Source organism: Novosphingobium sp., assembly GCF_037133355.1.
Lineage (GTDB): Bacteria > Pseudomonadota > Alphaproteobacteria > Sphingomonadales > Sphingomonadaceae > Novosphingobium.
The window spans coordinates 72,760-97,959 of the sequence record NZ_JBAXOI010000012.1 but is presented as its reverse complement, the minus strand read 5'-3'; the positions used below and the strand labels follow the sequence as shown (position 1 = coordinate 97,959).

Below are 25,200 nucleotides of genomic sequence, written 5' to 3'. Positions count from 1 at the left end.
TGTTGCGATGCGCGACCATGGGCAGGGCGCGTGGCTGCGGCCACTCCCGTTTTGGGCAGGGGTGCCCCCGAAACTCCAATCCGCCGTCCCAAGCCTCCCGATCTCAGGCCCGGTTACGGGCCACGATCATGTCAGCGGCCTTTTCGGCAATCATGATCGTCGGCGCGTTGGTATTGCCCGAAACCAGACACGGCATCACGCTGGCATCGACAACCCGCAGCCCTTCCACACCGTTTACCCGCAGCGCGCCATCGACCACTGCCAGGTCGTCGATCCCCATGCGGCAGGTGCCTACCGGGTGATAAATGGTTTCCGCCCAGCCCCGCATTTTCTCCAGCAAGGCGGCGCGGTCGGTCACTTGCGGGCCCGGCCAGGCTTCGCCATCATTGAACGCAGCAAACGCGGGCTGGCCGCCGATGCGCCGGGCCATTTCAACCCCGCTGAGCAGCGTTTCGACATCTTCGGGCGCGCTCAGATAATTCGGGTCGATCGCCGGGTGCACCAGCGGATCGGGTGATTTCAGGCGGATTGTGCCGCGGCTTTCGGGGCGCAGCTGGCAGACGTGGAGCTGATACCCATGGCGGCTCGCAAGCCCGCTGCGGCCATGCGCATTGCCCAGCACCGGCATGAAATGCATCTGGATATCGGGCGCGGCAAGACCTTCGCGGGTTGAAAGGAACGCGCCCATAGGCGTGGGCATATGCGCGCCGTTGCCGGAGCGTAGAAACACCCATTTGCCCAGCGCCATCAATTTGTTGATCATCCTGCTGTTGCTGTTCAGCGTGATCGGCTGGCTGCAATGCCATTGCACCATCACATCGAGGTGATCCTGAAGATTGCCGCCGACATCCGGGCTTTCGGCCACCACCGGCACGCCGAAGCCTTGCAGATGCGCCGCCGGCCCGATGCCGGACAGCATCAGCAGCTGCGGGCTGTTGACCGCGCCGCCGCACAGAATGACCTCACGGCCATTGGCGCTGAACGAGGTGTTGTTCTGCCGATAGGCCACCCCTGTCGCACGCTTGCCTTCAAACAGCACACGTTCCACCTGCACCCCTGTCAGGATGGTGAGATTGGGGCGTTTGCGCACCGCCTCGGTCAGATAGGCCTTGGCTGCGGAGAAACGTTCGCCATCCTTGATCGTGGCATCATACTGGCCCACCCCTTCGAATTGCGGGCCATTGAAATCATCGGTGCGGGCATATCCGGCTTGCACAGCAGCTTGCACGAAGGCTTCGTTGAGCACGCTTGGCAGCGCGCCCTTGCGGCTGGTGTGCAAGGGGCCGCCGCTGCCGTGAAAATCGTCCGCACCGCGCTCGCTGTCTTCGGCCTTGCGGAAATAGGGCAGAACATCACCCCAGCCCCAGCCGGTCAGGCCGAGCTGCGCCCAGCGATTGTAATCGCTGGCATGGCCGCGAATATACACCATGCCATTGATCGAGGACGATCCGCCCAGCGCGCGCCCGCGCGGCCAATAGAGCTTGCGATTGCCGAGGTGGGTCTGCGGCTCGGTCCAGAAACTCCAGTCAAACGGGCTGTCCTTGTCCGGCGGGATAATTTCGGCGATGCCGCCCGGCATCTGGATCAACATATTCTTGTCATTACCACCGGCCTCAAGCAGCGCCACGCGCGTGCCTGCATCGGCCGACAACCGATTGGCCAGCGCGCACCCTGCAGACCCGCCGCCCACGATCACAAAATCAAATTGGCCGTCCATGTTGAAGCACTCTCCCCGGAACCCAAGCGCCCCATATCCGGGTGCTGCCATCGGTGCGAACCAAACATGCGAACTGGAATCACCGGAACAGGTGCCCCCCCCCCGAAGCCAATCCCGCACTAGCATACCACCATTTTCCTACATCGCGCTGATCTGACATAAGCCCGCACAAGCTTTCGGGCCGAGCTCATTGTCATTGTCAGTCGGGTCTGGAAAACCGTGCGGCGAGGTGTGTCACCTGTCGCCCATCGCCATGTTTATCGTTGATTATCATAATTTTAGAACGAAATTTGAGGGTGACACGGTGTAACCCTGTGTCACCCTCAATTCGCCATATTCGGGGATGCAAGGGTTGTGGCCCTTGCCCGCCGGAGGCTACTTTTCAACCGCCAACGCGGTGTCTGACTGCCCTCTCGCGGGCCCTCCCCCCTGTTGGGGAGAGGGCCTTTACGGGGCGTCCGATCAGAACTTGATCGTCGCTTCGACGCCGAACTGCTGGCGCGGCGCGACGACGCCGAAGTAGAACAGCCCCGCGTCGAGCACGTTGGAGAGGCGGCCGCCCTTGTTGAGGAGGTCGCGGGCATAGGCGGCGATACGCAGGTTCTTGATCGCGGAGCCTTCGTGGAGGAGGGCGACGCTAGCATCGAGGGTGCCGTAGGCAGGGATCACATCGCGCCGGGCGCCGGTGGTGTCGGCGAGCGGCGAGGTGGTGAGGTCATCGATGAAAGCGTAGTCCAGGGTCAAGGTCACGCGGTCTGCGGTGCTGACCTGCACCCCGTAGTCGACCCCCGCGTTGAACGAGACCTTGGGCGCGCGGCGGAAGTTGCGCTGGGCGGCGACGTCGAGGAACTTGCCGGGGTTGGCAAGATCCGGGATGAGGAACGACTTGTACTTGCCGTTGAGGTAGCCGCCCGAGGCGCGCAGCGTGAGATCGGGCGTGGGGCGGGCCTGAACTTCAAGCTCGAGGCCCCAGATGCGGGCCGACGACGCGTTCTCGACGATGGTTTCGGTGCCGGCCCCGGCGGCGCGGATGATGTCTTCCTGCTTGTTGGCGTAGTTCACCCAGAACGCGGTGGGATTGATGCGCAGCTTGCCGCCCATCAGATCGCTCTTGATGCCGGCTTCGTAGCTGTCGACGCGTTCGGGGTTGTAGGGTCCGATCGAGGTGGCCGAGGTGGCCCGGCCGTTGAACCCGCCAGAGCGGAAGCCGCGCGACCAGCTGGCGTAGAGCATCGTGTCAGGATTGGGCTTCCAATCGAGGATCACGCGGCCGGTGGGATCGCTGAAGGTCTTCTTGGCGCCGGCCGAGAACTTGCCCGGCACAGTGAAGGCGATGTTGAAGTCCTTGGTTTCCCAGGTGTAGCGCCCGCCGACGGTGAGGCGGACGTTGTGGCCAAGCTTGAAGATCGATTCGGCAAAGACCGCGATGGAATCAAGCTTTTGCCCCGCGGTAAAGTTCTGCACCGGCCCGTTGAGGATATAGGCCTGCGCGGCGCGCGCGCCGTTGTAGGGGAAGGGTTTGATGGCGTAATCGGTGTGCAGGTAATAGGCACCGGCAACGAGATCGATATTGTCGGTCAGGTTGCCGCTGACGCGCACTTCCTGGCTGAACTGCTTGTAGGACTGATCGCGGGCTGCAACGAACAGCGGCAGGGCGACGCCCGGTGCGACCGGAATCGGCGGGGTGCCGGTGTTTTCCTCGAGCAGCGAATCGTTGGTGTCGCGATAGCCGGTGATCGCGGTGAGCTTGAAGTTGCCGAGCTTGGCGTTGACTTCGAGGCTGGCGTTGACCCCGTCGATGAAGCTGCGGAAGGGCAGCGAGGTGTTGGCAAGGGTGTAGTTTTCCTTGGCCTGCTTCAGGTAGCCCTCAGAGGCGCAGCCGAGTTCCTTGAGCGGCGGAACCGCCGCAAAGATCGTCTGGGTGAAATCGCAAATGTTGCCCCCCAAGCCGAACGGGAGGCCGCTGGCCTGGGTGAGATTGACCGTGGAGGGATAACCGGAGCGGTCCTTCTGGTAATCGACCGAAAGCAGCGCGGTGGTATCTGGGCCAAGATCGAGCAGCATCGAGCCGCCGATGTTCCAGAAATCGCGGCCCTTTTCGCGCTCACCGGTATAGCGGTTGCGCGTGAAGCTGTCGCTCTTGCGCAGGAGGCCGAAGAGCTTGATCGAGGCGACATCGCCGATCTTGGGCAGGTTGATCACGGCATCGAGGTCATAAGTGCCGTAGCTGCCGTACCGGCCGTGGACCGTCGCCCCGAGTTCGCCGGTGGGCTTTGTGCGGCGCATGCTGATGGTGCCGCCGATGGTGTTGCGGCCATAGAGCGTGCCCTGCGGCCCGCGCAGCACTTCGACGGATTCCAGATCGAAGAAATCGACGTTGGCGCCGGTGTTGGTGCCAAGGAACACGCCGTCGATCGAAATGCCGATGGCGGGATCGAAGGTCTTTTCGAGATCGGCGAAGCTGACGCCGCGGATCGAGGCGGAAAGCGCGTTTCCGGCGAAAGAAATGCGCGCGAGTTGCACGTTGGGCAGGAACTTCTGGATGTTCTGGACGTCGATCAGCACCGAGTTCTGGATGATGTTGGAATTGAGCGCGCTGACCGAAAGCGGGGTGTCCTGCAGCTTCTCGTTGCGGAAGCGGGCGGTGACGACGATGTCCTGGATCGTTCCGGTGTCGCCCGCGCTGGCGGTGGCGGTCTCCGTGCCGGACGTTTGCGCCTGCGCCAGTGCGGCTGCAGGCAGGAACGCACCGCCGATCATCAAAAGCTTGAATAGTTTCGCCAAATTGGCGCTCGCCAATCCCTTCATCTGACCTCTCCCCAGTTTTTATTGTTATTGGGCATACCGTTTCTTGCCGGTCACCCATCAGGGGAAGGTGAACCTCTGGGGTTCGTGAGGCCACTGCGCAATTCGTTAGGCGGATTGTTGCCGGCGGCGTGGCTTCTCAAATGACCGGATGCGGTTCTCTTTGCCAGGCCGAGCAACTCGCGCCCGCCGTCTATGCGGAAGGCGCGGGTGGGTGGTTACAGCACGAAATGATCTCCCGCTGCCCGCACGGTGACTTCGGAGATCGAGACGCCCCAGGGTTGGTTGATGGCGTGGATGATCGCGTCGGCGATATGGTCGGGAGCCAGGCTGGCGTAGTCGATGGAATCGGGACTGAGGCGTTCTGCCGGGAAGGTTCCAGCGCCCATCTGGCCGACCATGTCCATGAAATCGGGCATGTTGTGCGCCACGATACCCACCCCGGCGGCGGGGTTGATCACGGTGCCGGAAAGGCCGGTGGTGGGGACGCCCGTCGGCTTGACCGTGGTCACCTTGATCTTGCCGCGGCTTTCGACGCGCAGCGATTCCGAAAGGAAGTTCACGGCGGATTTGGAAGCGCCATAGACGGCGGCACCGATCACCGGGAAGTTGCCGTAGATCGAGGAGAGGTTGACGATCTGGCCGCGCCCGGCGGCGATCATCGGATCATAGGCGGCGACCATGCCGTTGAGCACGCCCTTGATGTTGATATCGATGCAGCGTTCCCACGCATCGTAGGCGGCTTCGTGATCGGAGAAGAACGCGAGCGGCATGATGCCGGCGTTGTTCATCATCACGTCGATCGCGCCGTAGGCCTCGAGCGCCTGGGCGACGAGGGCTTTCACGGCGGAGAGGTCGCGCACGTCGGTCTCGACCGCCTGCGCGGTGCCGCCGGCGCTGGTGACGGCGTCCACGGTGGCCAGTGCGGCGGCGAGGTCGATGTCGCCGCAGGTGACTTTCCCGCCAAGCGCGGCCGCCTTTTGCGCGACGAGGCGGCCGAAGCCGCCGCCGGCGCCAGTGATGACGATGGATTTGCCGGCGATGTGGTTGGTCATGAGGGGCTACCTTGGTGTCTTGGGACCTTTACCCCTCCGTCAGCCCTTCGCGCTGCCCCCCCATTTCCGGATCGTGAAAATGGAGGGGTCAGGGGTTGGGTGTGGTCGCAAGGGTCTGGCCGTCTCTGGTCGGCAGCGACCAGATCACGACATTGGTGATCATCACAGCGGCGAGTATCGCCATGAGCGCGGGGCGCTGGCGTTCGCCCCGGCGCCACAGGAACACCGCGCCCGCCAGGAGCGCGAACGCGGTGAGCATGGCGAGGGACAGGGCCGCGTCGGTCACGGCAGGAGGATCAGGACTTGAACAGCCCGGACGCGAGGCCGCCGATATCGCCAAGCGGGCTTTCACCGCCAGCCTGACCGAGGACACCGCCGACAAGCTTGGCGGCCTCCGGGTGCTGGGTGAGCATGGTGGCGAAGCTGGCGAGCGAGCCTTCGCCGCCGATGTGGCCGACGATCTGCTGGAGGATGCCCGCATCGATGCCGGTGTTGGCGGCGGCGGTCTCGACCGTGTCGGTCGGCGCGGCGTGACCGGCGGCAAGGCCGGCGATCGCGCTTTCGACCATGGAGGGATCGATGCCGACCTTGGCTGCGAGGTTCTTCACATCGACGTTGCTGCTGATCTGGCCGAGGATCTGGTCAAAAAGGCTCATGGCATATCTCCCTTGGGCTCACTGAGCAGAGAGACTAGCCGCTGTGGCGGTGTGACGCCACTGCCATGATGGCGAGTGACACGGAACCGAGGGGCGGGCAAGCGAGAGGTGACCCCCGGCGCTTGCCCGCAATTCGGCGAGGTCTTCGCCCGGCGTGATCAGATCACGACTGCATCCGGGTGGATGCCCAGCAACTGGAGCACCTGGGTATGACCCATGCCGTCGTTGAGCAGGAAGGTGGTGCCGTCCTTGTCGGTGCCGAAGGTTTCCTTGTAGCTCCCCTGCGAGGGGTTGGCCTTGAGGAAGGCGGCCATGCGGTTGACGTCGCCCTGGTCGTCGATGAAGTAGGAGCCGCCCTTCGACATGCCGAGAGTGGCAAAGACATTGTCGAAGCCCGTGATGCGCACGTTGTCACCGTCATTGAAGGTGAGATCGGTGACGATCACCCACTGGTACACATCGGTTTGCGGCGCGCCCGGGCCGTTGTAGGCGAGCGGTGCCCAGCCTTCGGCAGAGCGGAACACGAACTGGTCCGCGCCGGCGCCGCCGGTGAGCGAATCCTGGCCGCCGCCGCCCTTGAGCACGTCGTTGCCATCGCCGCCATAAAGCCAGTCCTTGCCGCGGCCGCCCCAGAGCTGATCATCGCCCGTGCCGCCGGCGATGACGTCCTTGGTTCCGGAACCCTTGAGGATATCGGCACCCCCGCTGCCGCTAATCATGTTTGCCACGTTAAATCTCCTGATTGAAAGAGTGCATGACGCCCGAGTTCGGACGCCAGATTCGATGTTGTACTAGGTAAAAACTCTTATACTTTCAGATCCCGCCCAATGTTTTCATTATGTTTCCTGTCAGAATTTGCCCCATTCGGCTCCAGACGATACTATATTTGAACCGACAATTGCGGGACGCATAAATCATCTGAATTGGGCCAAATGAACCGTCCTATCCGGACTGGTTGTTACTCACGGCGACAAAGTGACCGATTGGGACGGGCGGGTATCCGCTCCTGCCGCAGGGACTGACACACACGCCGAGCCCGTGTACAATCGATCGAAGGCTTCCGTACCGAGGCGCTTCGGCCCGGCGGACAAGGCTCAGGCGTCCACAGCACTGGTCCGCAGAGATTCTCCATATCGGAGCATTTGGCCGAAAGTGGATTGGCCGCTCCGCAACTTTGACAGCGCGCGGCGGGTGAGCCAGTGTCCGACGCCATGACCATGCATGAGCCTGCCGCCCTGACGCGGCGCGAAGCCATCGCCGGACTTGCCGTCGGCGCCGCCACCCTTGCGCTCCCCGCTTCGGCCGGGGCCGCGCCAGGCCCCGCTGCGCTGCTCGACAAGGCGGCGTGGCGCCTGCTGGCGCTCAAGCCCGAAAACGCGACCACGCTGGGGATCGATACGGGCGCGCATGCGGCCTTGCGCGGAATGCTTGAGGATCGTTCGGCCGGCGGCCAGGCGGCGGTGGCGGCGCTGGTGCGCGCCGACCTTGGGCGAGTCGAGGCGGTTTCCGATGCCGCGATTGATCCGGCGACGCGGACAAGCCTTGCCGTGGTGAGAAGCGCCTATCGCACCGCGCTCGACGGTTTTGCCCTGCCCTATGGCGACATCACGGTGGGGTCATGGCGCAACACGCCTTATGTCGTGATCCAGAACGTCGGCGCCTATCTTGATGTGCCGCGCTTCCTTGATTCGGACCATCCGATCGACACGGCGGCGGATGCCGAGGCCTATCTGGCGCGGCTGGCGCAATTCCCGGCCGTGCTGGCGGGCGAGACCGAGCGGCTCAGGACCACGGCGGCGCAAGGGGTGATCGCGCCCTTGTTCCTGATCCAGAAAGCAATCCGGCAGATGGGGGCGAGCCTTTCCGCAATGGGCGCGCAGAATGGCGGCGGCGATCTGGTTGCCTCGATCGAGCGGCGCACGCAGGGGAAGGGCATTCCCGGCGACTGGGCCATCCGGGCGCGGGAAATCGTGACGACCCGGATCGCGCCCGCGCTGGAGCGGCAGTTGGCCGAACTGATCGCACAGCGCGCCAAGGCGACGAACGATGCGGGCATGCACCAGCGGCCCGGCGGTGATGCCTTCTATGCCTGGGCACTGCGCGCGAGCACGACGACGCGGATGACGCCGGACGAGATCCACAAACTGGGGCTGGAATCGCTCGCCGAACTGCAGGGGCGGATGGACCCGATCCTGCGCGGACTGGGCTATACGAGCGGCACGGTGGGCGAGCGGATGACCGCGCTGGGCAACGACCCGCGCTTCCAGTTCCCGGACAACGACGAAGGCCGGGCCCAGATCATCGCGTTCATCCAGAAGCGGCTTACCTATATCCGCGCACAGATGCCGCGGGCGTTTTCACGGCTCGTGCGCGGCAATGTGGAAGTGCGGCGCCTGCCACTGGCCGAGGAGCCCGGCGCTCCCGGTGCCTATGGCGGGGCAGGATCGATCGACGGAACCGTGCCGGGCAAGATGTGGATCAATCTGGGCACGACACGGCTCCACAGCACTTACAGCCTGCCCACGCTGGTGCATCACGAGGCGATCCCCGGCCACGTGTGGCAGGGCGAATACTCGAACCAGCTGCCCACGATCCGGGCGCTGCTGGCGTTCAACGCCTATTCGGAAGGCTGGGCGCTATATTCGGAGACACTGGGCGACGAGCTGGGCGCCTATGACGGCGATCCGGTGGGGCAGCTGGGCTACCTCCAGTCCATCGCGTTTCGCGCCTGCCGTCTGGTGGTCGACACCGGACTTCATGCGCGCGAGTGGAGCCGCGAGCAGGCAATCGACTGGTTTTCCAGCACCAACGGCTCCGGCCGCGACGAGGTGACCAGCGAGGTCGAGCGCTATTGCAGCTGGCCGGGGCAGGCCTGCGGCTATTTCATCGGCCGCAGCGAAATCTTGCGCCAGCGCGCACGGGCGATCGCGGCGCTGGGCAAGGCCTATGACCTGCGCGACTACGACAACGCGGTGGTCGAGGGCGGTAACGTGCCGCTCGATGTGCTGGCTGCGAATATTGACCGGTACATTGCGGAGAAGCGGGGCTGACCGAAGGCCCTCAGCCCGCTTCGCACAGCGCCTGAAGTTGATCGGCGGCGGCGTTCCAGCCCGCTTCGAAGCCCATGTCCTGGTGCTGCTTCATCGCATCCTCGGTCCAATGCCGTGCGCTGGCGGTGTAGCGGGTGCCATCACCTTCAGCCGCCACTTCCCAGCTGCCGATCATGAACGGCCCGGACGGCAGGAAAGCGCCTGTTGCCACATCGACCTTGACGGCATCGGTGACCACGAACCGGCGCCCTTCTTCCCATGCCAGATAGAGACCTTCGTTCGGCATGAGCTCGCCGTTGGGCCCGTGCATCACCATGTTGGCGGCCCCACCGGCGCGCCGCTCCTGCAGCACGATTTCGGCGCGCCATGGCTTGGGGCACCACCAGTCCTCCATCCGGTTGACCAGCACGTCCCACACAAGCCCATGGGGGGCGGCAATCGTGCGGGTTATCGTCAGCGCATTCATCACCCTTCTCCCGCTCGCGCCGCCTTGATCAATTCGCGGTCGATCGCCTTGGCGGACTGATAGCCGGCGCGGGTGCGGATGCGTTCGGCGTAGGCGGCAAAGGAGGGAAGCGGCGGGATCGAGCCGAAATTGAGGCCCCAGTCGACCTGGCTGCCAACATAGACATCGGCCATGGTGAAGCGCGCGCCGCAGACCCAGTCCCGGCCGGCAAGGAAACCGTCCATCACTGCGATGGCACGTTCATATGTGCCGAAGCCGGCCATGCCCGACTTGCCCTCGGGCACTTCCCAGCCCATCGCGCGGCTGACGACGGCCTGTTCGAGCGGGCCAGCTGCGAAGAACAGCCAGCGGTAGTAATCGGCCTTCTCCGCATCGTGGGGGAGCAGATCGGCCTCGGGATGGACATCCGCCAGATAGGCGCAGATCGCGGCGCATTCGGTGATCACCCGATCGCCTTCGGGCGCATGGTGGATGAGCGTCGGCACCTTGTTCATCGGGTTGGCGGCGGCAAGTTCGGGTGGGCGGCTGGCCCAGTCAACCAGCACGTGCTCGTAGTCGGCGCCCGCCTCATGCAGCGCCCAGCGGGCGATCTGGCCGCGCGACATGGGAACGGTGAAGAAAGTGTAGTCTGCCATCGTTCAGGTTCCTTTGGGGCCGACAAGGCCGAACACGGCGCCCTGCGGATCGAGGGCAATCACATTGTATTCGCCGCCGGGGACTTCGTGCGGGCCGAACAGGATCGTGCCGCCAGCGGCCGTGATGGCCGCGGCGGAAGCATCGATATCCGGCACGCCGAAGTAGAGCGTCCACAGCGCAGGCTGCTGCGGATTCTGGCGCGGCATGATCGCGCCGAGCCGCAAGTCGCCCTGATCCATGAAGCAATAGTCGCCCATCGGCCCCATCGGCATCACATCGTTGAACGCGAAACCGAAGTGCCGCGCATAGAACGCCTTGGCCCCTTCGGGATCGGGGCTGGGAAGTTCGTTCCAGCGCACATGCTGCGCCTTTTCGCGCGACCAGACGTCGCTCGCCGCATCGGGCTGGTCTGCCGGCGGATTGGGCCGCATGAGATAGAACGGGGTGCCGGCGGGATCGGTCACCATGGCAAAGCTGCCTTCGGGGATGTCCATGCGCGGGGCGAGCAGACGGCCGCCATCTGCCAGAATTGCCGCAATCACGGCATCAAGATCGTCTGCATATAGATAAGGCACCCAGGCCGGATGCGCGCCTCCGGCCTCCATTTCGCTCGTGAGCTGGAGCACACCGCCCTGGCCGCCGCCGTCGCTGCGCGTGATCATGCGATAGGCGATGGGCGAACCAGGCTCGGGCGGATGCACCGTCCAGCCGATCACCGCGCCATAGAATGCGGCGGCGGCATCGGCATTGGTGGTCATGAGTTCGTACCAGATGAAGCTGCAGGGGACGCGGACCATTGCTGGGCTCCTCAGGACTGTGGGGAGAGAAGGTCGACAAGCGGGACGAAGCCGCCGAAAACGATGCGCTTGCCGTCGAACGGTGCGGGGTGGCCCTGCTCTCCTGCGGGATCGGGCTCGCTCTCGATCCGGGCCATGGCGGCATCGCGCACGGCCTTGGAGGGCCATTCGATCCAGCTGAACACCGCTGTCTCCCCGTCTTTGGCGGCGATGGCGCGGTAGAAATCGGTGACCTTGCCGTGCGCAACCTCATCGCCCCAGCATTCGACCACCCGCAGCGCGCCGGCCGCGATCAGCCGAGCGCCGAATGCGGCTTCAGCGCTGCGATAGGCTTCACGGTCTTCGGTGCGGACCGGGACGATGTAGCCATCGACATAGGCCATGGCTTGCCTCCCCCGCCCGCGCCGCGATCACGCCTGCAAGCAGGCAAGATCGGGCAGAATGCGCTGCATCAGCGCGGCCTCCCTCGCCGCCACCGCCTGCCACGAGGGCCGCGCGGTTACGCGGCTGTGCCACGCGGCGGTTTTCGGCCAGGCCGCCGGATTGGGGCCCTGTCCGACATAGACGAGCGTGCAAAGCACCGAGGCTACTGTAACGTCGGCGATGGAGAAGCCGCCTTCGACCAACCAGCCCTCCTCCGGGACGATGCTTTCGAGATAGGCGAAGATCTGCGGAAGTTCAGCCTCGCCTTCCTGAGCCAACCCTTCGTTGCCCGGTTTGCCGAGTAGGCGCGGACCGACGACGCGGTTGAACAGGATCTTGAGGCCCGAGGCGGCAAAGATCGTATCGCCGAATTCATCGAACCAGATGGCAAGGCCGCGCGCCTTCGGGTCGGCCGGGATCAAGGCCGGATCGGGGTACTTCGCCTCGAGATAATGAACGATGGCCGACGAATCGGCGAGCGTGAAACCCTCATCATCGATCGCGGGAATCTTGGCGAACGGGCTCACCGCGAGGAATTCTGGATCGGTGCTGCCGGGCCCGCCGCGTGCGGGCGTGTAATCCACGCCCTTTTCACCCAGCACAACCGCAACCTTGCGCACAAAAGGCGAGAGAAGACCCCCATACAATTTCATGGCTTGCCGCTCCCACACCGAGTCTGCACGGAAAGCTTATTGCAGCCTTTCGCAGGCCCGTATAGGCGATGCAGCGATGACCGATATCCCGAACCTGCAGGCCGACACCCGCGCCACCACCGTCCTTGCCGCCCCCGATACCACGCTCAGCGTGCGGGAGACTTTCGGCATTCCCGTCGACATGACCGTGCCGGCCTTTTCCGTGGCCGACGAGCGGGTGCCGGATATCGACCCGAACTACGTGTTCGATCCCGATACCACGCTGGCGATCCTGGCGGGCTTTGCCCACAACCGCCGCGTCATGGTGCAGGGCTATCACGGCACCGGCAAGTCGACGCACATCGAGCAGGTAGCCGCGCGCCTCAAGTGGCCGTGCATCCGCATCAACCTCGATGCGCATATCAGCCGTATCGACCTGATCGGGCGCGATGCGATCGTGCTGCGCGATGGCCTGCAGGTGACCGAATTCCGCGAAGGTCTGCTGCCCTGGGCGCTACAGACGCCGACCGCACTGGTGTTCGACGAGTACGACGCGGGCCGCCCCGACGTGATGTTCGTGATCCAGCGCGTGCTGGAAACCGAAGGCAAGCTCACGCTGCTCGACCAGAACCGCGTGATCCGTCCCAACCCGTGGTTCCGCCTGTTTGCAACGGCGAACACGGTAGGCCTCGGCGATACGAGCGGGCTCTATCACGGCACGCAGGCGATCAACCAGGGCCAGATGGACCGCTGGAACATCGTCGTCGCGCTCAATTACCTGCCCGCCGCGACGGAAATCGACGTGGTGACGGGGAAGGTCCCCGGGCTCGATGCAAAGACCGCAGCCGACATGGTCCGCGTCGCCGACCTCACCCGCAAGGGCTTCATCGCCGGCGACATCTCGACCGTGATGAGCCCGCGCACGGTGATCAGCTGGGCGCAGAACACGGGCATTTTCGGTGACACCGGCTTTGCCTTCCGCCTGTCGTTCCTCAACAAGTGCGACGAGACCGAGCGGGTGCTGGTGGCCGAATACTACCAGCGCGTTTTCGGCAAGGACCTGCCGGAAAGCGTCGTCGGCAAGAACTGATTGCCGCTTGCGAGCGGCTGCCTTGGGGAAGCAGATGTTTGCAAGATGGAAGACAGCGGCGCAGTTCGCGGCGTTTGCGCTTGCGTGGCTCGGGCTCTCGGCAGTTCCCGCCCATGCCGGTGGCAACCAGCCATTTGACGTGACTCTCACCGGCTATGTCGTTGAGGCCTCGGGCAAGTCGATGCCGCTGGCAAAGGATGTCGTGCTTAAGGAGCATGACATTGTGTTCTCCGGCAAGCTGGCCTGGTTCAGCACCGCTGACCTCGCCGGCGCGGTGTCGTTCGACGCGGTCGGGACGAAGTTTGCGGTCGCGCAGGATGCCGTACTGCGCCTGGCCGTCGGCGTGCGCGGCGGCGATCTCGCCGATCTGTCCAAGACTGCCCGCACCTTCTGCGACGCCAGCCGCCACAACATGGCCAAGGGCCTCGCCAACCTCGCCACTGGTGGCATTCTTTCGCTCGGCGCGCGGCTGCGTAGCGACACGCAGGTGTGTCTCGTCGACAAGGACGCGAACGGCGACTTCGACAGCGCCTTCGTGATCGGCACGAAGAAGGCCGAGGACCGCCACCTCGTCGCAATCGAACCTGTCCGCTACGTGCCCCGAACGCTGACGCCGATTGACGGCGACTCCGTGCTCGAAGTCGAATACCTCGACGGCGGCGCGCTCACCGGCCCCAAGTTCTGGCTGAACATGCGCGTGAAGGGGGAGAAGTTCCAGTTCGCCGCGCTGCACATGTTCCAGCTGCGCGGCTTCAGTTTCCGCACGCGGGTGCCGATCACCCAATCGATCAAGCCCACCAAGCTGCCGACCACGTTCCTGTTCGGAGCGGCGAGCCTTACCGTCAAGAAGATCGACCCGGTGACAAGAGCGGCAACGGTCGATCTTCTGACGGACTTCCGTCTCGACGGGTTCGTGATCGAACCGACGCCGCAGACGATCTACATCTTCTACTGAGCCTCAGGCGGTCGGCACCACCAGATACTTCTCGCCAGTGCGGCGCGCGTTGTATTCCGCGACTGCGGCTTGATCGAGCATGCCTTCGAGGCTGACTTCGGCCTTGTAGTGGCTGGCAAAGGTCGTCGTAAGATCGCGCGCGACGCGCCCGCGCATGCGGCCCACGGTTTCCATGCCCGCCTTGGCCATGAACGGCGTGAGCAGCCAGCCCGCCAGATCCCAGGTGAGGCCGAACGCGCGGTTGAGCACCGTCGGCCCGAGGTCGAGCGCACCGTAGATGTAGACCTTTTTCGCCACCGACGAGCCATAACGGCTGAAGGCGGCGCCACGGCTGGCCGAAGATTCCATCGCGGCGAGGATCTGGCCCGCGAGCGTGCCGCCACCGATCGGATCGAAGCCGAGCATCGCGCCCGTTTCGTGGATCGCATCGGTGAGCGCGGCGTTGAAGCCCGGATCGGTCATGTTGAGCACATGCGTCGCGCCGAGGCCCTTGAGGAGGGCAACCTGCTCCTCGCTGCGGACGATGTTGACGAGCGGTACGTTGTCTTCCTGGCAGATGCGCACGAGCATCTGGCCGAGGTTGGAGGCAGCAGCGGCATGGACCAGACCGGTGAAGCCTTCCATGCGCATCGTCTCCACAAAGCCCAGCGCGGTCATCGGATTGACGAAGCTGGAGGCGGCCTGCGCCGGGGTCACGCTATCGTCCACCGGAAGGCACATGCCGCTCTCGGCATAGGCGTAGCTGGCATAGGCGGTGCCAGGGACACAGGCGACGCGCTTGCCAAGCAGCGCCTGCGCGCCCGGAGCATCACCGGCGGCGACGACGACACCGGCCGCCTCGTTGCCCGCAGGCATATCAAGCCCGTGGCGCGCCTTCATCGCACGCGTGGCGTTGTCGGGCATTTTCGCCACGACCTTGCCGGGGGTGTATTCGGCATTGTCGGTATCGGCGGAGGCGAAGAGCAGGCCGAGGTCAGACGGGTTGATCGGCGTCGCCTCGATCTGCACGAGGACCTGGCTGCCAGTGGGCGCATCCCAGGTCTTGGGCACGATCTGGACGGTCAGCGTGCCGTCCGCGTCGAGCCTTGTGGTGAGCTGCTTGCCGGTAAATGCCATGATTCTCTCCCGATTGCTGCCGCGCCGGAAGTGCTCCGCGCGGGTTTCAATCCGCAACTTAACGGCTCATTCGCCGGGGTAAAGCGCGCGCATGAAATAGAGCCCACCCGGCGGTGCATTGTGGCCCAGGCGGCGGCGGTCGCACGCCTCCAGCGCATCCCGCAGATCGGCGGCGGACCAACGCCCTTCGCCCACCATGGCAAGGCAGCCGACCATCGAGCGGACCTGATGATGCAGAAAACTCCGCGCCTCAGCCGCGATGATCACGTGGTCGGCCTCGCGCCGGACGGCAAGGTGGCGGAGCGTCTTGACCGGGCTCGCCGACTGGCACTGCGCCGAACGAAACGTGGTGAAATCGTGCCGACCGACAAGAACTTGCGCCGCTTCGTGCATGGCGCCCGCATCCAGCGGCTGCGCGATCCGCCAGGCGCGCCCGGCTTCGAGCGCGAGGGGGGCGCGGCGGTTGGCGATGACGTATTCGTAGGAGCGGCCGATGCAGGTGAAACGGGCGTGCCACTCGGGATCGACCTCGACGCAATCGAGCACCGCAACCGCATGCTCCGCCAGCCGCAGCCGGGCATTGAGCGCCTCGCCGAGGCGGAATGGCGGGAGCGGCTTGGCGCTGTCGAAATGCGCGCGCATGGCGCGGGCATGGACACCGGTATCGGTGCGACCAGCGGAATGGAGCGTGACCGCGTGGCCGACAATGCTCTCGGCGGCTTCCTCCACCGCCTGCTGGACCGAGGGGCCATGCGCCTGCCGCTGGAAGCCCATGAACCGGGTGCCCTCGTATTCGAGGGTGAGGGCATATCGGATCATGGGTGCGGGTTGTTCAAGCAAAACGAGTTCCCGCCGGAATCGCCCGCCCGCGCAGGAGCGCCGCGGTTTCCATCGCCGGTTTGCCCGCGCGCTGGATCAGCGTCGGGCGGAGCGCGCCTTCCCCGCAGGCAATCGTAAGCGCGTCATCAAGCGTTGTGCCGGGCATATCGTCGCCGGAAACGATTTCGGCAGCCAGCACCCGATACCGCTCGCCATCCAGTTCAAAAAATGCCCCCGGCGCCGGGGCAAACGCGCGGATCTGTCGCTCCACCTCGGCTGCACTCCGGGTGAAATCAAGGCGGCTCTCCGCCTTCTCGATCTTGTGCGCATACGTCACGCCCTCGTCCGGCTGCACCACCGGGGGATGCGCGGGAAGATCGGCCAGCACCTCCACCATCAGCGCCGCACCCTTTTCCGCAAGCTCGGCAGTGAGTTCGCCTGATGTCTTGCCGTCCACCGGCGTTTCCACCGTCGCCAGCATCGGCCCGGTATCAAGCCCGCGCTCCATCTGCATGATGGTGACGCCCGTCCGCGCATCCCCCGCCAGAACCGCGCGCTGCACCGGGGCGGCGCCGCGCCAGCGGGGGAGGAGCGAGCCGTGGACATTGAGGCACCCGAGCCGCGGGGCATCGAGGATCGCCTGCGGCAGGATCAGGCCATAGGCGGCAACCACCGCTACATCGGCCTCCAACGCGGCAAAGGCGGCTTGCTCCTCCGCGCCCTTCAGCGAAACCGGCGTGCGAACGGGAATGCCGAGCGCCTCTGCCGCACGGTGCACCGCAGACGGCTGGAGCTGCTTGCCCCGCCCCGCCGGACGCGGCGGCTGGCTGTAGGCCGCAAGCACCTGATGACCCGCCGCGACGAGCGCATGCAGCGTCGGCACCGCGAAATCCGGGGTTCCCATGAAGACAATGCGCATAACGCTTCGAAAGGCCTTTCGTTTGCGGCATCCGGCCCTATCTCTCACCCCATGGCATCGCAAGAGATCGAGGCGCTGGCGAGCGCACTGGCGCGGCTGCCGGGGCTTGGGCCCCGCAGCGCTCGGCGCGCCGTGCTGTGGCTGATCAAGCGGCGCGAAACCAGCCTTGTCCAGCTCGCCGAGGCGCTCGAAGGCGTGCGCGCGCGGCTTGTAGAATGCCAGACTTGCGGCAATGTCGATACGATAAACCCATGCGCCATTTGTGCCGATCCCCGCCGCGACGCCCGCGCGCTCTGCGTGGTGGAGGATGTGGCCGACCTCTGGGCGCTTGATAGGGCGCGGCTTTTCACCGGGCGCTATCACGTGCTGGGCGGGCGGCTTTCGGCGCTCGACGGCGTGGGGCCAGAGGACCTCTCGATCGGCAAGCTGCTGGCGCGGCTGCAAGCCGGGGGGATCGACGAGGTGGTCCTTGCAATGAACGCAACGCTGGAAGGCCAGACCACCGCGCACTATATCGCCGAGCGGATCGAGACCCTGCCCTTGCGGGTGACGCAGCTGGCGCACGGCCTGCCCGTGGGCGGTGAGCTCGACTACCTCGACGAAGGGACACTGGCGCAGGCGCTCAGGGCGCGAAGGCCGGTGGGTTAGGCGCAGGGGGTGGGCCCTCCCTTGCTCGCCACACCTTGCGAGTCGCGCCCGCCGGGATTATCTGAGCCTCATGGCTATCCGCGAAATCCTCGAAGTCCCCGATCCGCGCCTCAAGCAGATCTCCGCCCCCGTCACCGTGTTCGACGAGGAGCTGAAAACGCTCGTCGCCGACATGTTCGAGACGATGTACCATGCGCCGGGCATCGGCCTTGCTGCGGTGCAAGTGGGCATCCCCTCACGCGTGCTGGTGATCGACCTGCAGCCCGACGATCCGGATGCCGAGCCGATTCCCTGCGCGCATGATGGCCATCACCACCATCACCAGCCGACCAAGCGCGAACCGCGCGTGTTCATCAATCCGGAAATTCTGGCGCCTTCGGAAGAGCGCACGGTCTATAACGAGGGCTGCCTCTCCGTGCCCGAAATGTACGCCGAAGTCGTGCGCCCCGCCCGTATCCGCGCGCGCTGGCAGGACCTTGATGGCGCGGTGCACGAGGAAGACATGGACGGGCTGATGGCAACCTGCCTGCAGCACGAGATGGACCATCTCGAAGGCATCCTGTTCATCGACCACCTCTCGCGCCTCAAGCGGACGATGGTGCTGAAGAAGCTGGAAAAGCTGCGCCGCGCGGCGTGACAGGCGGCGGCTTGCGCTGCGGGTAGAGTCAGGATAAGTTCACGCTTCGTTCCAGAATCGGAGCATGCGTGGAAAGTCCTCTCATTCTTGTTGTCCTGATCCTTGCGCTGCTCGGCGGGCTGGCGCTTGGCTGGTTCCTCGGTGCGCGGCCGATTGCCGAATTGCAGGCGCGGCTGTCGGCGCGTGAGGGCGAGGCGCGCGATCTCGACGAGAAGTTCCGCCGCGCCATCACTGAGCTGGCGGCAGCCAGCGTCAAGGCTGGGCAGCATGATGCGCTAGCCGCCGAGGTGGCTTCGGTGCGCGAGGAGCGCGATGGGCTGGCCGAGAAGTTTGCGACCATGCAGGAGCGCGCCGCCGAGGCGGAGCGGATGCGCCCCGAACTCGCCGCGCTGCGCGCCGACCGCGAGGCGCTGCGCGCCGAGCTGGAGCGGATGAAGGCCGATGCTGAGAACTTTGCCGAGCAGAAGCGCCTGTTGATCGAGGCGCAGGAGACCTTGCGCAAGGAGTTCGAAAACGCCGGGCACAAGGTGCTTGAGCGTGCGCAGGAAGCGTTTCTTGCGCGCGCCAACGCCCGCTTTGCGGAAAGCGAGAAGACCAGCGAGGCCCGGCTGCAAGCGGTGCTGGAGCCGGTCGGCGCGCGGCTCGAAAAGTACGAAGCGCAAGTGCAGGAATTGGAGGCGAAGCGCGTCGATGCCTTCGGGCAGCTGACCGGGTTGATCGAGGGGATGCGACAGGGGCAGGAAGCAGTGCGCACCGCCGCGCTCCAGCTCGGCAATTCGCTGCGCAATGGCCCCAAGACGCGCGGGCGCTGGGGTGAACTGCAGCTGCGCAACGTGCTCGAACAATGCGGGCTGGCCGAACATACCGACTTCGTCACCGAGCATTCGGTCGATACCGAGGACGGACGGCTGCGGCCCGATGCGATCGTGAAAGTGCCGGGCAACAAGATCCTCGTGATCGACGCCAAGGTCTCCCTGAACGCTTATCAGGATGCTTTCGAGGCGGCGGATGACGATGCCCGCGCGCTCGCATTGGGCGCGCATGTGCAGTCGATGCGCAATCATATCCAGACGCTGGGCGCGAAGAGCTATCAGAGCCAGTTCGAGGAAGCGCCCGATTATGTGCTCATGTTTGTGCCGGGCGAGCACTTCATCGCCGCCGCGCTGGAACGTGATCCAGCGCTGTGGGACTTTGCCTTCGAGCGGCGCGTGCTGCTGGCTTCCCCCACCAACCTCGTCGCCATCGCCCGCACCATCGCGCAAGTCTGGCGGCAGGACGGCCTGGCGCGCGAGGCGCGCGAGATCGGCAAGATGGGCGGCGAGCTTTATGACCGGCTCGCGGTGGCGGCGGAGCACCTCAAGCGCGTCGGCTCGGGCCTAGACAGCGCGGTGGGCCATTATAACAAGTTCGTCGGCAGCTTCGAACGCAACGTGCTTTCGGCCGGGCGCCGCCTGCGCGACAAGCATATCGAGATCGGCAAGCGTGAGATCGAGGACGTGCCGCTGGTGGAAACCGCGCCGCGCCACGGCGATGCGGACGGCGGCCCCAAGCTTGCGCTGGTCGAGCCGGACACGGACGGCGAAGCAGCGGAATAGGGGTCGGGCGGAGCGGCTAGCGCGGGCGCTCGTCGAATAACCGCACGCCCGGTGCATCGGCATCCCAATCCGCGCGTGAGGCGCAGAAAAGATGAGCGCGCACACCTGCGCCGAGCGGTTCATCAAGCGTGCCGGCGGTGACGTAGATGTTGGCGTCGTCGACTTCGGCTGGAAGCGGGGTGCCGCAAGTCTTGCAGCGCGTGACCGTGTAGCTCTGGCGCAAGGCAAACGTCTCGCCGTGGTCTTCGCCGCGCAGCCAGCGGAACTGCGCGCGGGGCACGATGAGGATCCAGTTGCCGTTGGCCCCACTGGCCTTGCGGCAAAGCGAGCAGTGACACACCCAGACGCCGTCCAGTTCCCCTGCGATCTCGTAGGCCCTCGCTCTGCATAGACAGCTTCCGGTGCGAACCGTGGTCATGGCGTCCTCCTTATCCCCCCAGCGCCGCGAGCACCTCATATGCCAGCACCGCAGCCGCGACCGCTGCATTGAGGCTGTCAGCCCGGCCCTTCATTGGCATCGTCACGCGCACATCGCAGGCCATTTCGTAGTCCTCCGGCAGCCCGCGCGATTCGTTGCCGACCATGACGAAGCAAGGCGCCGCATACGCCGCGCCGCGATAGGGCACTGCTTCCCGCAGCGAGGCTGCAACCAGCTGGCCCGCCCCGGCGCGCAGCCAAGGCAGGAAATCCTCCCAGCGCGCCTGTGCCAGCGGCACGGTGAACACCGCGCCCATGCTGGCTCGCACGGCTTCAACCGAGAAGGGATCGGCGCAATCGTCAAGCAGGATCACGCCCCCGGCCCCCACCGCATCCGCCGTGCGCAACATCGTGCCGAGATTGCCGGGATCGCGCATCGCCTGCGCCACCAGCCAGAGCGGTGCGCGGCCACGGTCCAGCGCTTCCAGTCGGGTGTCCCACTCCGCAAAAACCCCGGCCACCGCCTGCGGATTGTCCTTGCCGGTCACCTTGGCGAGCAGGTCCTCGGGCATTTCGATTACGTCGCCGCCCGCGCGCACCACAGCCGTTTCTAATGCATCGAGCAGGGGATGCCCCTCGCGCCCCTCGGCCATCAGCAGCAGTTCAGGAATGCGCCCGCTCTCGCGCGCATCCGTCAGCAGGCGCAGGCCTTCGGCAAGGAAGCGGCCCTCGCGCTTGCGGTGCTTCTTTTCGCGCAGGGCGCGCACGGCCTTGATGGTCGGGTTGGAGAACCCGGTGATCTGGCGGCGGGTCATGGCCGGAAGGACAGTCCCTGCTTCAATCTTCGCCGAAGCCGTCCTTGACGAGCCCGGCAACTTTCATCAGCACGGCCTCCGCATCAGGCCCGGTCACGACGATCTCGACCGAATCGCCCTTTGCCGCACCCAACATCATCAGGCCGAGGATCGAACCGCCCTGTGCCTCGGTCCCGTCCTTGATCACGAGGACATCGACGCCTTCGGGCAGGCGTGCCACGGCATTGACGAACTTGGCGCTCGCCCGCGCGTGCAGGCCGCGCTGGTTGATGATGAGAACCGTTTCGCGCGCCGTGGTGACTTCGGTAGACCCGGAAGCGGAAGCAGCGGCGGCGTCGTCGGTCATGCTCAGGCGTCCTGCCCCAGAAATTCGGATGCGATGGTGATGTAGTTGCGCCCCGCATCGCGCGCCGCGGCAGTAGCCTCGCGCACGCCCATGCTGCTGCGCGCCTTGGCGAGGCGGATCAACATGGGCAGGTTGATGCCCGCGATAACCTCGACCTTGCCCGCTTCCATCAGCGAGATCGCGAGGTTGGAAGGCGTGCCGCCGAACAGGTCGGTGAGGACGATCACGCCCTCCCCGCTGTCGACGCGGCGGATCGCCTCGGCGATTTCCTTGCGGCGGCGCTCCATGTCATCGTTGGGGCCGATGCAGACCGCGACGATATCGGGCTGGCGCCCGACGACGTGCTCCATCGCGTGGATGAATTCATCGGCAAGGGCGCCGTGGGTAACGAGGATGAGACCGATCATTGGGGGCTGTGGCTCCGAAGGGCGATGCGGCGCGGGGCCGCGATCAGGCTGCGCACTGGCAAGACAGTCCGGCACCATATCCGGCTGAGTGCCCGACCGGTGCCGCCAACTTCCAGTGCATGCCCATTCCCCCGATTGCCGCGAACCCTCCTGGCCGGGGCCGCTGTGCTTGTTGTTCTCACGTCTGCGTGCCTTCGACCATGTCGGCGGCACGAGAGGCCAGGTTGCGATGCAGCAATGTGGGAGAAAATCCCGCATCGCGCAAGGCAGAAGCAATCTGTTCGGCCATGAAGACCGAGCGGTGCCGCCCGCCGGTGCAGCCGAACGCAATATTCACATAGGCTTTGCCCTGGGCCTCGAAGCGGGGCAGCAGCAGCAGAAGCAGATCGCGGATGCGCGTAAAGGCCTCGCTAAATGCCGGATCGCGGCGGATATATTCGCCCACCGGCGCGTCCTTCCCGGAAAGCGGGCGCAAGGCATCGTCCCAATGCGGATTGGCGAGAAAGCGCATGTCGAAAACGAGGTCGGCAAGCGGAGGCGTGCCGCGCGAAAAGCCGAAGCTGGAGATGGTGAGCGTGGTGCGCTGCGGCGTGAGGCGGCCGAACTGTTCGCGAATCGCCTGCTGGAGGTCGTTCGTGGTGAAATCGGTGGTGGACATGACCACGTCGGCCCAGCGCCGCAGCGGTTCGAGCAGTTCGCGTTCGGCGGCGATGCCCGTGGCGGCGGGCTTGTCCTCGCTCATCGGGTGGCGGCGGCGAGTCTCGTTGTAGCGGCGCTCAAGCTCGGACCCGCCGCAATCAAGGAACAGCGTGGTAACCGAAAGATCTGGCCGCGCGGTAAGGCGCTTGACCCGCTCGATCGTGCGCGCGGGGTCAAAGCCCCGGGTGCGCGTATCGAAACCGATGGCCAGCGGCGAGCCGGCATCGAGCTGCGCTGAGCCCGGTTCGGTTTCGAGCAGTCGGTCGAGCAGACGGATCGGGAAGTTGTCAATCGCTTCCCAGCCCATGTCCTCGAGTGTGCGCAGCGCGGTTGTCTTGCCCGCACCGAGCACACCGGTGACCAGCAGGATGCGCTGCGGGGCGCTTTCCGGTTCCGAGTCGGGCGGCATGGCCTTCGTTTGCGCCGTTCGCTGCGCCTTGAAAAGACCACAGAAGGGCATGCCCCCGGCTATGTTTCAGGTGGAGACAGGTCGCGGGGGTGGCAGGCCATAATGTTGCAGCGCGCGCTCGGCGCGCAGCGGGAGGACGGGCGTGTCCGGCCAGAGGCGGATGCGCGGAAGCTCCACACCGTGCAGCGTGATGATTTCGGGCTCGGTGATGAACCGCGGCGCCTCGCGGTCGAGCAGGACGACGAGAGCGACCGGCACACCCAGCATCACCGGCGCGATCTCGATGATGCCAAGATTGCGCACTTCGAGCAGGCCGCATGTCGCTGGCACGGGGCTCGCGACAAGCCGCGTTCCGTCGCGCTCAAGCGAAACCCCGTCATCACCGATAAGCGCCGCGCCGCGATCGATAAGCGCGAGCGCGAGGCTGGACTTGCCCGAGCCCGGCGCCCCTTCGATGAGCAGGCACTGCCCGTCGATCCACACGGCCGTGGCCTGGTGATGGAGAATATCGAGCGGCTCCGTCATTCCTCGTCCTCACCCGCCATTGGCAGTTCGAGCACGAGCTGCGCGCCGGGTTCGCCGCCGGGGCGGTCGGTGATCGCGAGCGTGCCTTCGTGCGCCTCGGCAATCGTGCGCGCAATGGCCAGACCGAGGCCGCTGTGCGCGCCGAAGGCCTCGGACGGTGGGCGCACGGAGTGGAAGCGCTCAAACACTTTCTCGCGCTCGGCCGGGGGCACGCCGGGACCGTCGTCGGTGACGGCGAGGTAGACCCGGCCCTCGCTGCCCCAGACGACGACTTCGACGGTGCCGCCCGGTGGCGAGAAGGAGACTGCATTGTCGAGCAGGTTGTCGAGCACGCGTTCGAGTTGCAGAGCATCGCCGCGCACCATGGCTGCGCCCCCACCGCGCGCGAAGCGGATCGGGCAAACCGCGCGGTCGGGCCGGTCGGGCCGCATGCCGCGTGCACCGACCACGTCGCGCGCAAGCTGCGCAAGGTCGAGCGGGGCGAATGTAGCGCGGCTCAGCTGCGCATCGATGCGGCTGGCATCGGCGATTTCAGTGATCAGGCGGTCGATGCGCTGAACATCGTGCGCGGCGATGGCGGCAAGCTGGCCGCGCAGCGCCGGGTCCTCGATCTTGTCCATCGTTTCAAGCGCGCTGGAGAGCGAGGCGAGCGGGTTCTTGAGCTCGTGCGCGACATCGGCAGCGAAGCTTTCGACCGCGTCGATGCGCTGGCGCAGCGCGCTGGTCATATCGGAGAAGGCGCGGGCGAGGAGGCCGATCTCGTCGCCTCGTTCGGGCAGGCGCGGCACGACCACCGCGCGGTCGCGCCCCAGCCGCACACGCACGGCGGCGCGGACCAGCGCACGCAGCGGCTGCACAATGGTGCGCGCCAGGAACAGCGAGAGCTGGATCGACAGCATGAAGGCAATGCCAATGATGACCCCAAGCGACTGGCGCGCATCGCGCACCGACTGGGTGACGTCCTTCGCGTTACGCAGCGCGAGCAGCATCTCGCCGCTGGTACCGACCGGCGTTGCTGCGGTGATCACAGGCGTGCGGTCGGGCGCGTAGCGCAGATAGACCTGCGTCGCATGCGCGGTGCGGGCGCTGGCGATTTCGGGCCAGTTGGCCGCGCCCGGCTCGGGCGGTTCGCGGTAGCGTTCGATCGCAGGGGCGCCGACCACGAAATCAACCCCGCGATCGAGCAGCCTCGCAGCGGTCTGGTACCAGGCCCCTTTGGCGGGATCGGCAAAGGCGAACGGGGGCGGGGCAAGGCGGAAGCTGTCGGCCACGAGCGCGCCGTGCGCATCGTAGAGCGTGAGGCGCAGCTTCTGGGCATTGCCGATTTCGGCGAGCACGGCGCGGCGCTGAGCAGGGCTTGCCTCGGTGAGAGCAATGGCGGCGATTTCCGCCTCGGCGCGGGCAAGCTTGAAGCGTTCTGCGAGGAGCTGCTTGCGATAGCTGTCGAGATAGAAGAACGAGCCGGCCAGCAGCGCCAGCGCAATGCCGTTAACCGCAAGGATACGCGCTGTGAGCGAGACGCCGCGCACGCGCCACATGCGGCGGCGGGAGGCTGCGCGGGGCGGC

Annotated in this window: 27 protein-coding genes; 6 read left to right on the top strand and 21 right to left on the bottom strand. The window is 65.6% G+C overall.

Features of this window, described 5'->3' with window-relative positions; translation table 11 throughout:
* Window positions 1–103: 103 nt before the first annotated feature.
* The 6 genes from WCL10_RS13155 to WCL10_RS13130 all read right to left on the bottom strand — a co-directional run bounded on the left by WCL10_RS13155 (window position 104) and on the right by WCL10_RS13130 (window position 6,952).
* Window positions 104–1,717, bottom strand: a complete 1,614-nt coding sequence (locus WCL10_RS13155; protein WP_336896108.1) for a choline dehydrogenase — start codon at window positions 1,715–1,717, stop codon at window positions 104–106.
* Between the two features lie 462 nt (window positions 1,718–2,179).
* The gene (locus WCL10_RS13150; RefSeq protein WP_336896107.1) at window positions 2,180–4,525 is read right to left on the bottom strand and encodes a TonB-dependent receptor; all 2,346 of its coding nucleotides are present in this window, start codon (window positions 4,523–4,525) and stop codon (window positions 2,180–2,182) included.
* A 215-nt stretch (window positions 4,526–4,740) separates the two neighbouring features.
* On the bottom strand, window positions 4,741–5,577 hold the full coding sequence (locus WCL10_RS13145; RefSeq protein ID WP_336896106.1) for an SDR family oxidoreductase: 837 nt from the start codon (window positions 5,575–5,577) through the stop codon (window positions 4,741–4,743).
* A gap of 88 nt (window positions 5,578–5,665) precedes the next feature.
* Window positions 5,666–5,863, bottom strand: a complete 198-nt coding sequence (locus WCL10_RS13140; RefSeq protein ID WP_336896105.1) for a hypothetical protein — start codon at window positions 5,861–5,863, stop codon at window positions 5,666–5,668.
* A gap of 10 nt (window positions 5,864–5,873) precedes the next feature.
* Window positions 5,874–6,233: a hypothetical protein gene (locus tag WCL10_RS13135; protein ID WP_336896104.1), complete on the bottom strand. Its 360-nt coding sequence runs from the start codon at window positions 6,231–6,233 to the stop codon at window positions 5,874–5,876.
* A 158-nt stretch (window positions 6,234–6,391) separates the two neighbouring features.
* On the bottom strand, window positions 6,392–6,952 hold the full coding sequence (locus WCL10_RS13130; protein WP_336896156.1) for a hypothetical protein: 561 nt from the start codon (window positions 6,950–6,952) through the stop codon (window positions 6,392–6,394).
* A gap of 498 nt (window positions 6,953–7,450) precedes the next feature.
* On the opposite strand from WCL10_RS13130, the gene WCL10_RS13125 reads away from it, so the two are divergent.
* Window positions 7,451–9,283: a DUF885 domain-containing protein gene (locus WCL10_RS13125; protein ID WP_336896155.1), complete on the top strand. Its 1,833-nt coding sequence runs from the start codon at window positions 7,451–7,453 to the stop codon at window positions 9,281–9,283.
* Between the two features lie 10 nt (window positions 9,284–9,293).
* On the opposite strand, the gene WCL10_RS13120 is transcribed toward WCL10_RS13125, so the two are convergent.
* From WCL10_RS13120 to WCL10_RS13100, 5 genes are read right to left on the bottom strand one after another with little or no spacing between them, the layout of a single operon-like run.
* Window positions 9,294–9,749, bottom strand: a complete 456-nt coding sequence (locus WCL10_RS13120) for an SRPBCC domain-containing protein (RefSeq protein WP_336896103.1) — start codon at window positions 9,747–9,749, stop codon at window positions 9,294–9,296.
* Complete coding sequence (locus WCL10_RS13115) at window positions 9,749–10,384, bottom strand: glutathione S-transferase family protein (protein ID WP_336896102.1); 636 nt, start codon at window positions 10,382–10,384, stop codon at window positions 9,749–9,751. Before WCL10_RS13115 ends, WCL10_RS13120 begins: the two co-directional genes overlap by 1 nt.
* A 3-nt stretch (window positions 10,385–10,387) precedes the next feature.
* Window positions 10,388–11,182, bottom strand: a complete 795-nt coding sequence (locus WCL10_RS13110; protein WP_336896101.1) for a VOC family protein — start codon at window positions 11,180–11,182, stop codon at window positions 10,388–10,390.
* Window positions 11,183–11,193: 11 nt separating this feature from the next.
* On the bottom strand, window positions 11,194–11,565 hold the full coding sequence (locus tag WCL10_RS13105) for a DUF1428 domain-containing protein (protein ID WP_336896100.1): 372 nt from the start codon (window positions 11,563–11,565) through the stop codon (window positions 11,194–11,196).
* 27 nt (window positions 11,566–11,592) lie between these two features.
* Window positions 11,593–12,258, bottom strand: coding sequence for a glutathione S-transferase family protein (locus WCL10_RS13100; RefSeq protein WP_336896099.1), 666 nt, complete (start codon window positions 12,256–12,258; stop codon window positions 11,593–11,595).
* Window positions 12,259–12,334: 76 nt separating this feature from the next.
* On the opposite strand from WCL10_RS13100, the gene WCL10_RS13095 reads away from it, so the two are divergent.
* Both WCL10_RS13095 and WCL10_RS13090 read left to right on the top strand, forming a co-directional pair.
* Window positions 12,335–13,327 carry an AAA family ATPase gene (locus WCL10_RS13095; RefSeq protein WP_336896098.1) on the top strand — a complete coding sequence of 331 codons (993 nt, stop codon included), beginning with the start codon at window positions 12,335–12,337 and terminating at the stop codon, window positions 13,325–13,327.
* Window positions 13,328–13,361: 34 nt separating this feature from the next.
* On the top strand, window positions 13,362–14,282 hold the full coding sequence (locus WCL10_RS13090; RefSeq protein ID WP_336896097.1) for a hypothetical protein: 921 nt from the start codon (window positions 13,362–13,364) through the stop codon (window positions 14,280–14,282).
* Window positions 14,283–14,285: 3 nt separating this feature from the next.
* On the opposite strand, the gene WCL10_RS13085 is transcribed toward WCL10_RS13090, so the two are convergent.
* From WCL10_RS13085 to fmt, 3 genes are all read right to left on the bottom strand, one after another.
* A complete protein-coding gene (locus tag WCL10_RS13085; protein ID WP_336896096.1) occupies window positions 14,286–15,398 on the bottom strand; it encodes a zinc-binding dehydrogenase in 1,113 nt (370 codons plus the stop codon).
* Between the two features lie 66 nt (window positions 15,399–15,464).
* Entirely contained in the window at window positions 15,465–16,217 is a 753-nt protein-coding gene (gene truA / locus WCL10_RS13080) for a tRNA pseudouridine(38-40) synthase TruA (RefSeq protein ID WP_336896095.1), read from the bottom strand.
* A 13-nt stretch (window positions 16,218–16,230) separates the two neighbouring features.
* Window positions 16,231–17,136: a methionyl-tRNA formyltransferase gene (fmt, locus tag WCL10_RS13075; RefSeq protein ID WP_336896094.1), complete on the bottom strand. Its 906-nt coding sequence runs from the start codon at window positions 17,134–17,136 to the stop codon at window positions 16,231–16,233.
* Window positions 17,137–17,187: 51 nt separating this feature from the next.
* Between fmt and recR the strand changes: the two genes are divergently transcribed.
* From recR to rmuC, 3 genes are all read left to right on the top strand, one after another.
* Entirely contained in the window at window positions 17,188–17,784 is a 597-nt protein-coding gene (gene recR / locus WCL10_RS13070) for a recombination mediator RecR (protein ID WP_336896093.1), read from the top strand.
* A gap of 70 nt (window positions 17,785–17,854) precedes the next feature.
* A complete protein-coding gene (gene def, locus WCL10_RS13065; protein ID WP_336896092.1) occupies window positions 17,855–18,421 on the top strand; it encodes a peptide deformylase in 567 nt (188 codons plus the stop codon).
* A gap of 68 nt (window positions 18,422–18,489) precedes the next feature.
* Complete coding sequence (gene rmuC, locus WCL10_RS13060; protein WP_336896091.1) at window positions 18,490–20,016, top strand: DNA recombination protein RmuC; 1,527 nt, start codon at window positions 18,490–18,492, stop codon at window positions 20,014–20,016.
* Window positions 20,017–20,032: 16 nt separating this feature from the next.
* Here the strand turns inward: rmuC and WCL10_RS13055 are convergent, their stop codons facing one another.
* The 7 genes from WCL10_RS13055 to WCL10_RS13025 form a co-directional block, all read right to left on the bottom strand.
* Window positions 20,033–20,434, bottom strand: a complete 402-nt coding sequence (locus WCL10_RS13055; RefSeq protein ID WP_336896090.1) for a GFA family protein — start codon at window positions 20,432–20,434, stop codon at window positions 20,033–20,035.
* A 10-nt stretch (window positions 20,435–20,444) separates the two neighbouring features.
* Window positions 20,445–21,248, bottom strand: coding sequence for an RNA methyltransferase (locus tag WCL10_RS13050; protein ID WP_336896089.1), 804 nt, complete (start codon window positions 21,246–21,248; stop codon window positions 20,445–20,447).
* 22 nt (window positions 21,249–21,270) lie between these two features.
* A complete protein-coding gene (locus tag WCL10_RS13045) occupies window positions 21,271–21,594 on the bottom strand; it encodes an HPr family phosphocarrier protein (RefSeq protein ID WP_336896088.1) in 324 nt (107 codons plus the stop codon).
* Window positions 21,595–21,596: 2 nt separating this feature from the next.
* Complete coding sequence (locus tag WCL10_RS13040) at window positions 21,597–22,001, bottom strand: PTS sugar transporter subunit IIA (RefSeq protein ID WP_336896087.1); 405 nt, start codon at window positions 21,999–22,001, stop codon at window positions 21,597–21,599.
* A gap of 178 nt (window positions 22,002–22,179) precedes the next feature.
* Entirely contained in the window at window positions 22,180–23,109 is a 930-nt protein-coding gene (gene rapZ, locus WCL10_RS13035; protein ID WP_336896086.1) for an RNase adapter RapZ, read from the bottom strand.
* Between the two features lie 66 nt (window positions 23,110–23,175).
* Complete coding sequence (locus WCL10_RS13030) at window positions 23,176–23,634, bottom strand: HPr kinase/phosphatase C-terminal domain-containing protein (RefSeq protein ID WP_336896085.1); 459 nt, start codon at window positions 23,632–23,634, stop codon at window positions 23,176–23,178.
* Window positions 23,631–25,172 (bottom strand): ATP-binding protein, encoded by a 1,542-nt coding sequence (locus WCL10_RS13025; protein WP_336896154.1) that lies wholly within the window; start codon window positions 25,170–25,172, stop codon window positions 23,631–23,633. Before WCL10_RS13025 ends, WCL10_RS13030 begins: the two co-directional genes overlap by 4 nt.
* Between the last annotated feature and the right edge of the window lie 28 nt (window positions 25,173–25,200).

Excerpts from the sequence above, each read along its gene's own strand:
- WCL10_RS13155 (WP_336896108.1), bottom strand. The coding sequence starts at position 1,717 with ATGGACGGCCAATTTGATTTTGTGATCGTGGGCGGCGGGTCTGCAGGG.
- WCL10_RS13150 (WP_336896107.1), bottom strand. The coding sequence starts at position 4,525 with ATGAAGGGATTGGCGAGCGCCAATTTGGCGAAACTATTCAAGCTTTTG.
- WCL10_RS13145 (WP_336896106.1), bottom strand. The coding sequence starts at position 5,577 with ATGACCAACCACATCGCCGGCAAATCCATCGTCATCACTGGCGCCGGC.
- WCL10_RS13135 (WP_336896104.1), bottom strand. The coding sequence starts at position 6,233 with ATGAGCCTTTTTGACCAGATCCTCGGCCAGATCAGCAGCAACGTCGAT.
- WCL10_RS13130 (WP_336896156.1), bottom strand. The coding sequence starts at position 6,952 with ATGATTAGCGGCAGCGGGGGTGCCGATATCCTCAAGGGTTCCGGAACC.
- WCL10_RS13125 (WP_336896155.1), top strand. The coding sequence starts at position 7,451 with ATGCATGAGCCTGCCGCCCTGACGCGGCGCGAAGCCATCGCCGGACTT.
- WCL10_RS13120 (WP_336896103.1), bottom strand. The coding sequence starts at position 9,749 with ATGAATGCGCTGACGATAACCCGCACGATTGCCGCCCCCCATGGGCTT.
- WCL10_RS13115 (WP_336896102.1), bottom strand. The coding sequence starts at position 10,384 with ATGGCAGACTACACTTTCTTCACCGTTCCCATGTCGCGCGGCCAGATC.
- WCL10_RS13110 (WP_336896101.1), bottom strand. The coding sequence starts at position 11,182 with ATGGTCCGCGTCCCCTGCAGCTTCATCTGGTACGAACTCATGACCACC.
- WCL10_RS13105 (WP_336896100.1), bottom strand. The coding sequence starts at position 11,565 with ATGGCCTATGTCGATGGCTACATCGTCCCGGTCCGCACCGAAGACCGT.
- WCL10_RS13100 (WP_336896099.1), bottom strand. The coding sequence starts at position 12,258 with ATGAAATTGTATGGGGGTCTTCTCTCGCCTTTTGTGCGCAAGGTTGCG.
- WCL10_RS13095 (WP_336896098.1), top strand. The coding sequence starts at position 12,335 with ATGACCGATATCCCGAACCTGCAGGCCGACACCCGCGCCACCACCGTC.
- WCL10_RS13090 (WP_336896097.1), top strand. The coding sequence starts at position 13,362 with ATGTTTGCAAGATGGAAGACAGCGGCGCAGTTCGCGGCGTTTGCGCTT.
- WCL10_RS13085 (WP_336896096.1), bottom strand. The coding sequence starts at position 15,398 with ATGGCATTTACCGGCAAGCAGCTCACCACAAGGCTCGACGCGGACGGC.
- truA (WP_336896095.1), bottom strand. The coding sequence starts at position 16,217 with ATGATCCGATATGCCCTCACCCTCGAATACGAGGGCACCCGGTTCATG.
- fmt (WP_336896094.1), bottom strand. The coding sequence starts at position 17,136 with ATGCGCATTGTCTTCATGGGAACCCCGGATTTCGCGGTGCCGACGCTG.
- recR (WP_336896093.1), top strand. The coding sequence starts at position 17,188 with ATGGCATCGCAAGAGATCGAGGCGCTGGCGAGCGCACTGGCGCGGCTG.
- def (WP_336896092.1), top strand. The coding sequence starts at position 17,855 with ATGGCTATCCGCGAAATCCTCGAAGTCCCCGATCCGCGCCTCAAGCAG.
- WCL10_RS13055 (WP_336896090.1), bottom strand. The coding sequence starts at position 20,434 with ATGACCACGGTTCGCACCGGAAGCTGTCTATGCAGAGCGAGGGCCTAC.
- WCL10_RS13050 (WP_336896089.1), bottom strand. The coding sequence starts at position 21,248 with ATGACCCGCCGCCAGATCACCGGGTTCTCCAACCCGACCATCAAGGCC.
- WCL10_RS13045 (WP_336896088.1), bottom strand. The coding sequence starts at position 21,594 with ATGACCGACGACGCCGCCGCTGCTTCCGCTTCCGGGTCTACCGAAGTC.
- WCL10_RS13040 (WP_336896087.1), bottom strand. The coding sequence starts at position 22,001 with ATGATCGGTCTCATCCTCGTTACCCACGGCGCCCTTGCCGATGAATTC.
- rapZ (WP_336896086.1), bottom strand. The coding sequence starts at position 23,109 with ATGCCGCCCGACTCGGAACCGGAAAGCGCCCCGCAGCGCATCCTGCTG.
- WCL10_RS13030 (WP_336896085.1), bottom strand. The coding sequence starts at position 23,634 with ATGACGGAGCCGCTCGATATTCTCCATCACCAGGCCACGGCCGTGTGG.
- WCL10_RS13025 (WP_336896154.1), bottom strand. The coding sequence starts at position 25,172 with ATGTGGCGCGTGCGCGGCGTCTCGCTCACAGCGCGTATCCTTGCGGTT.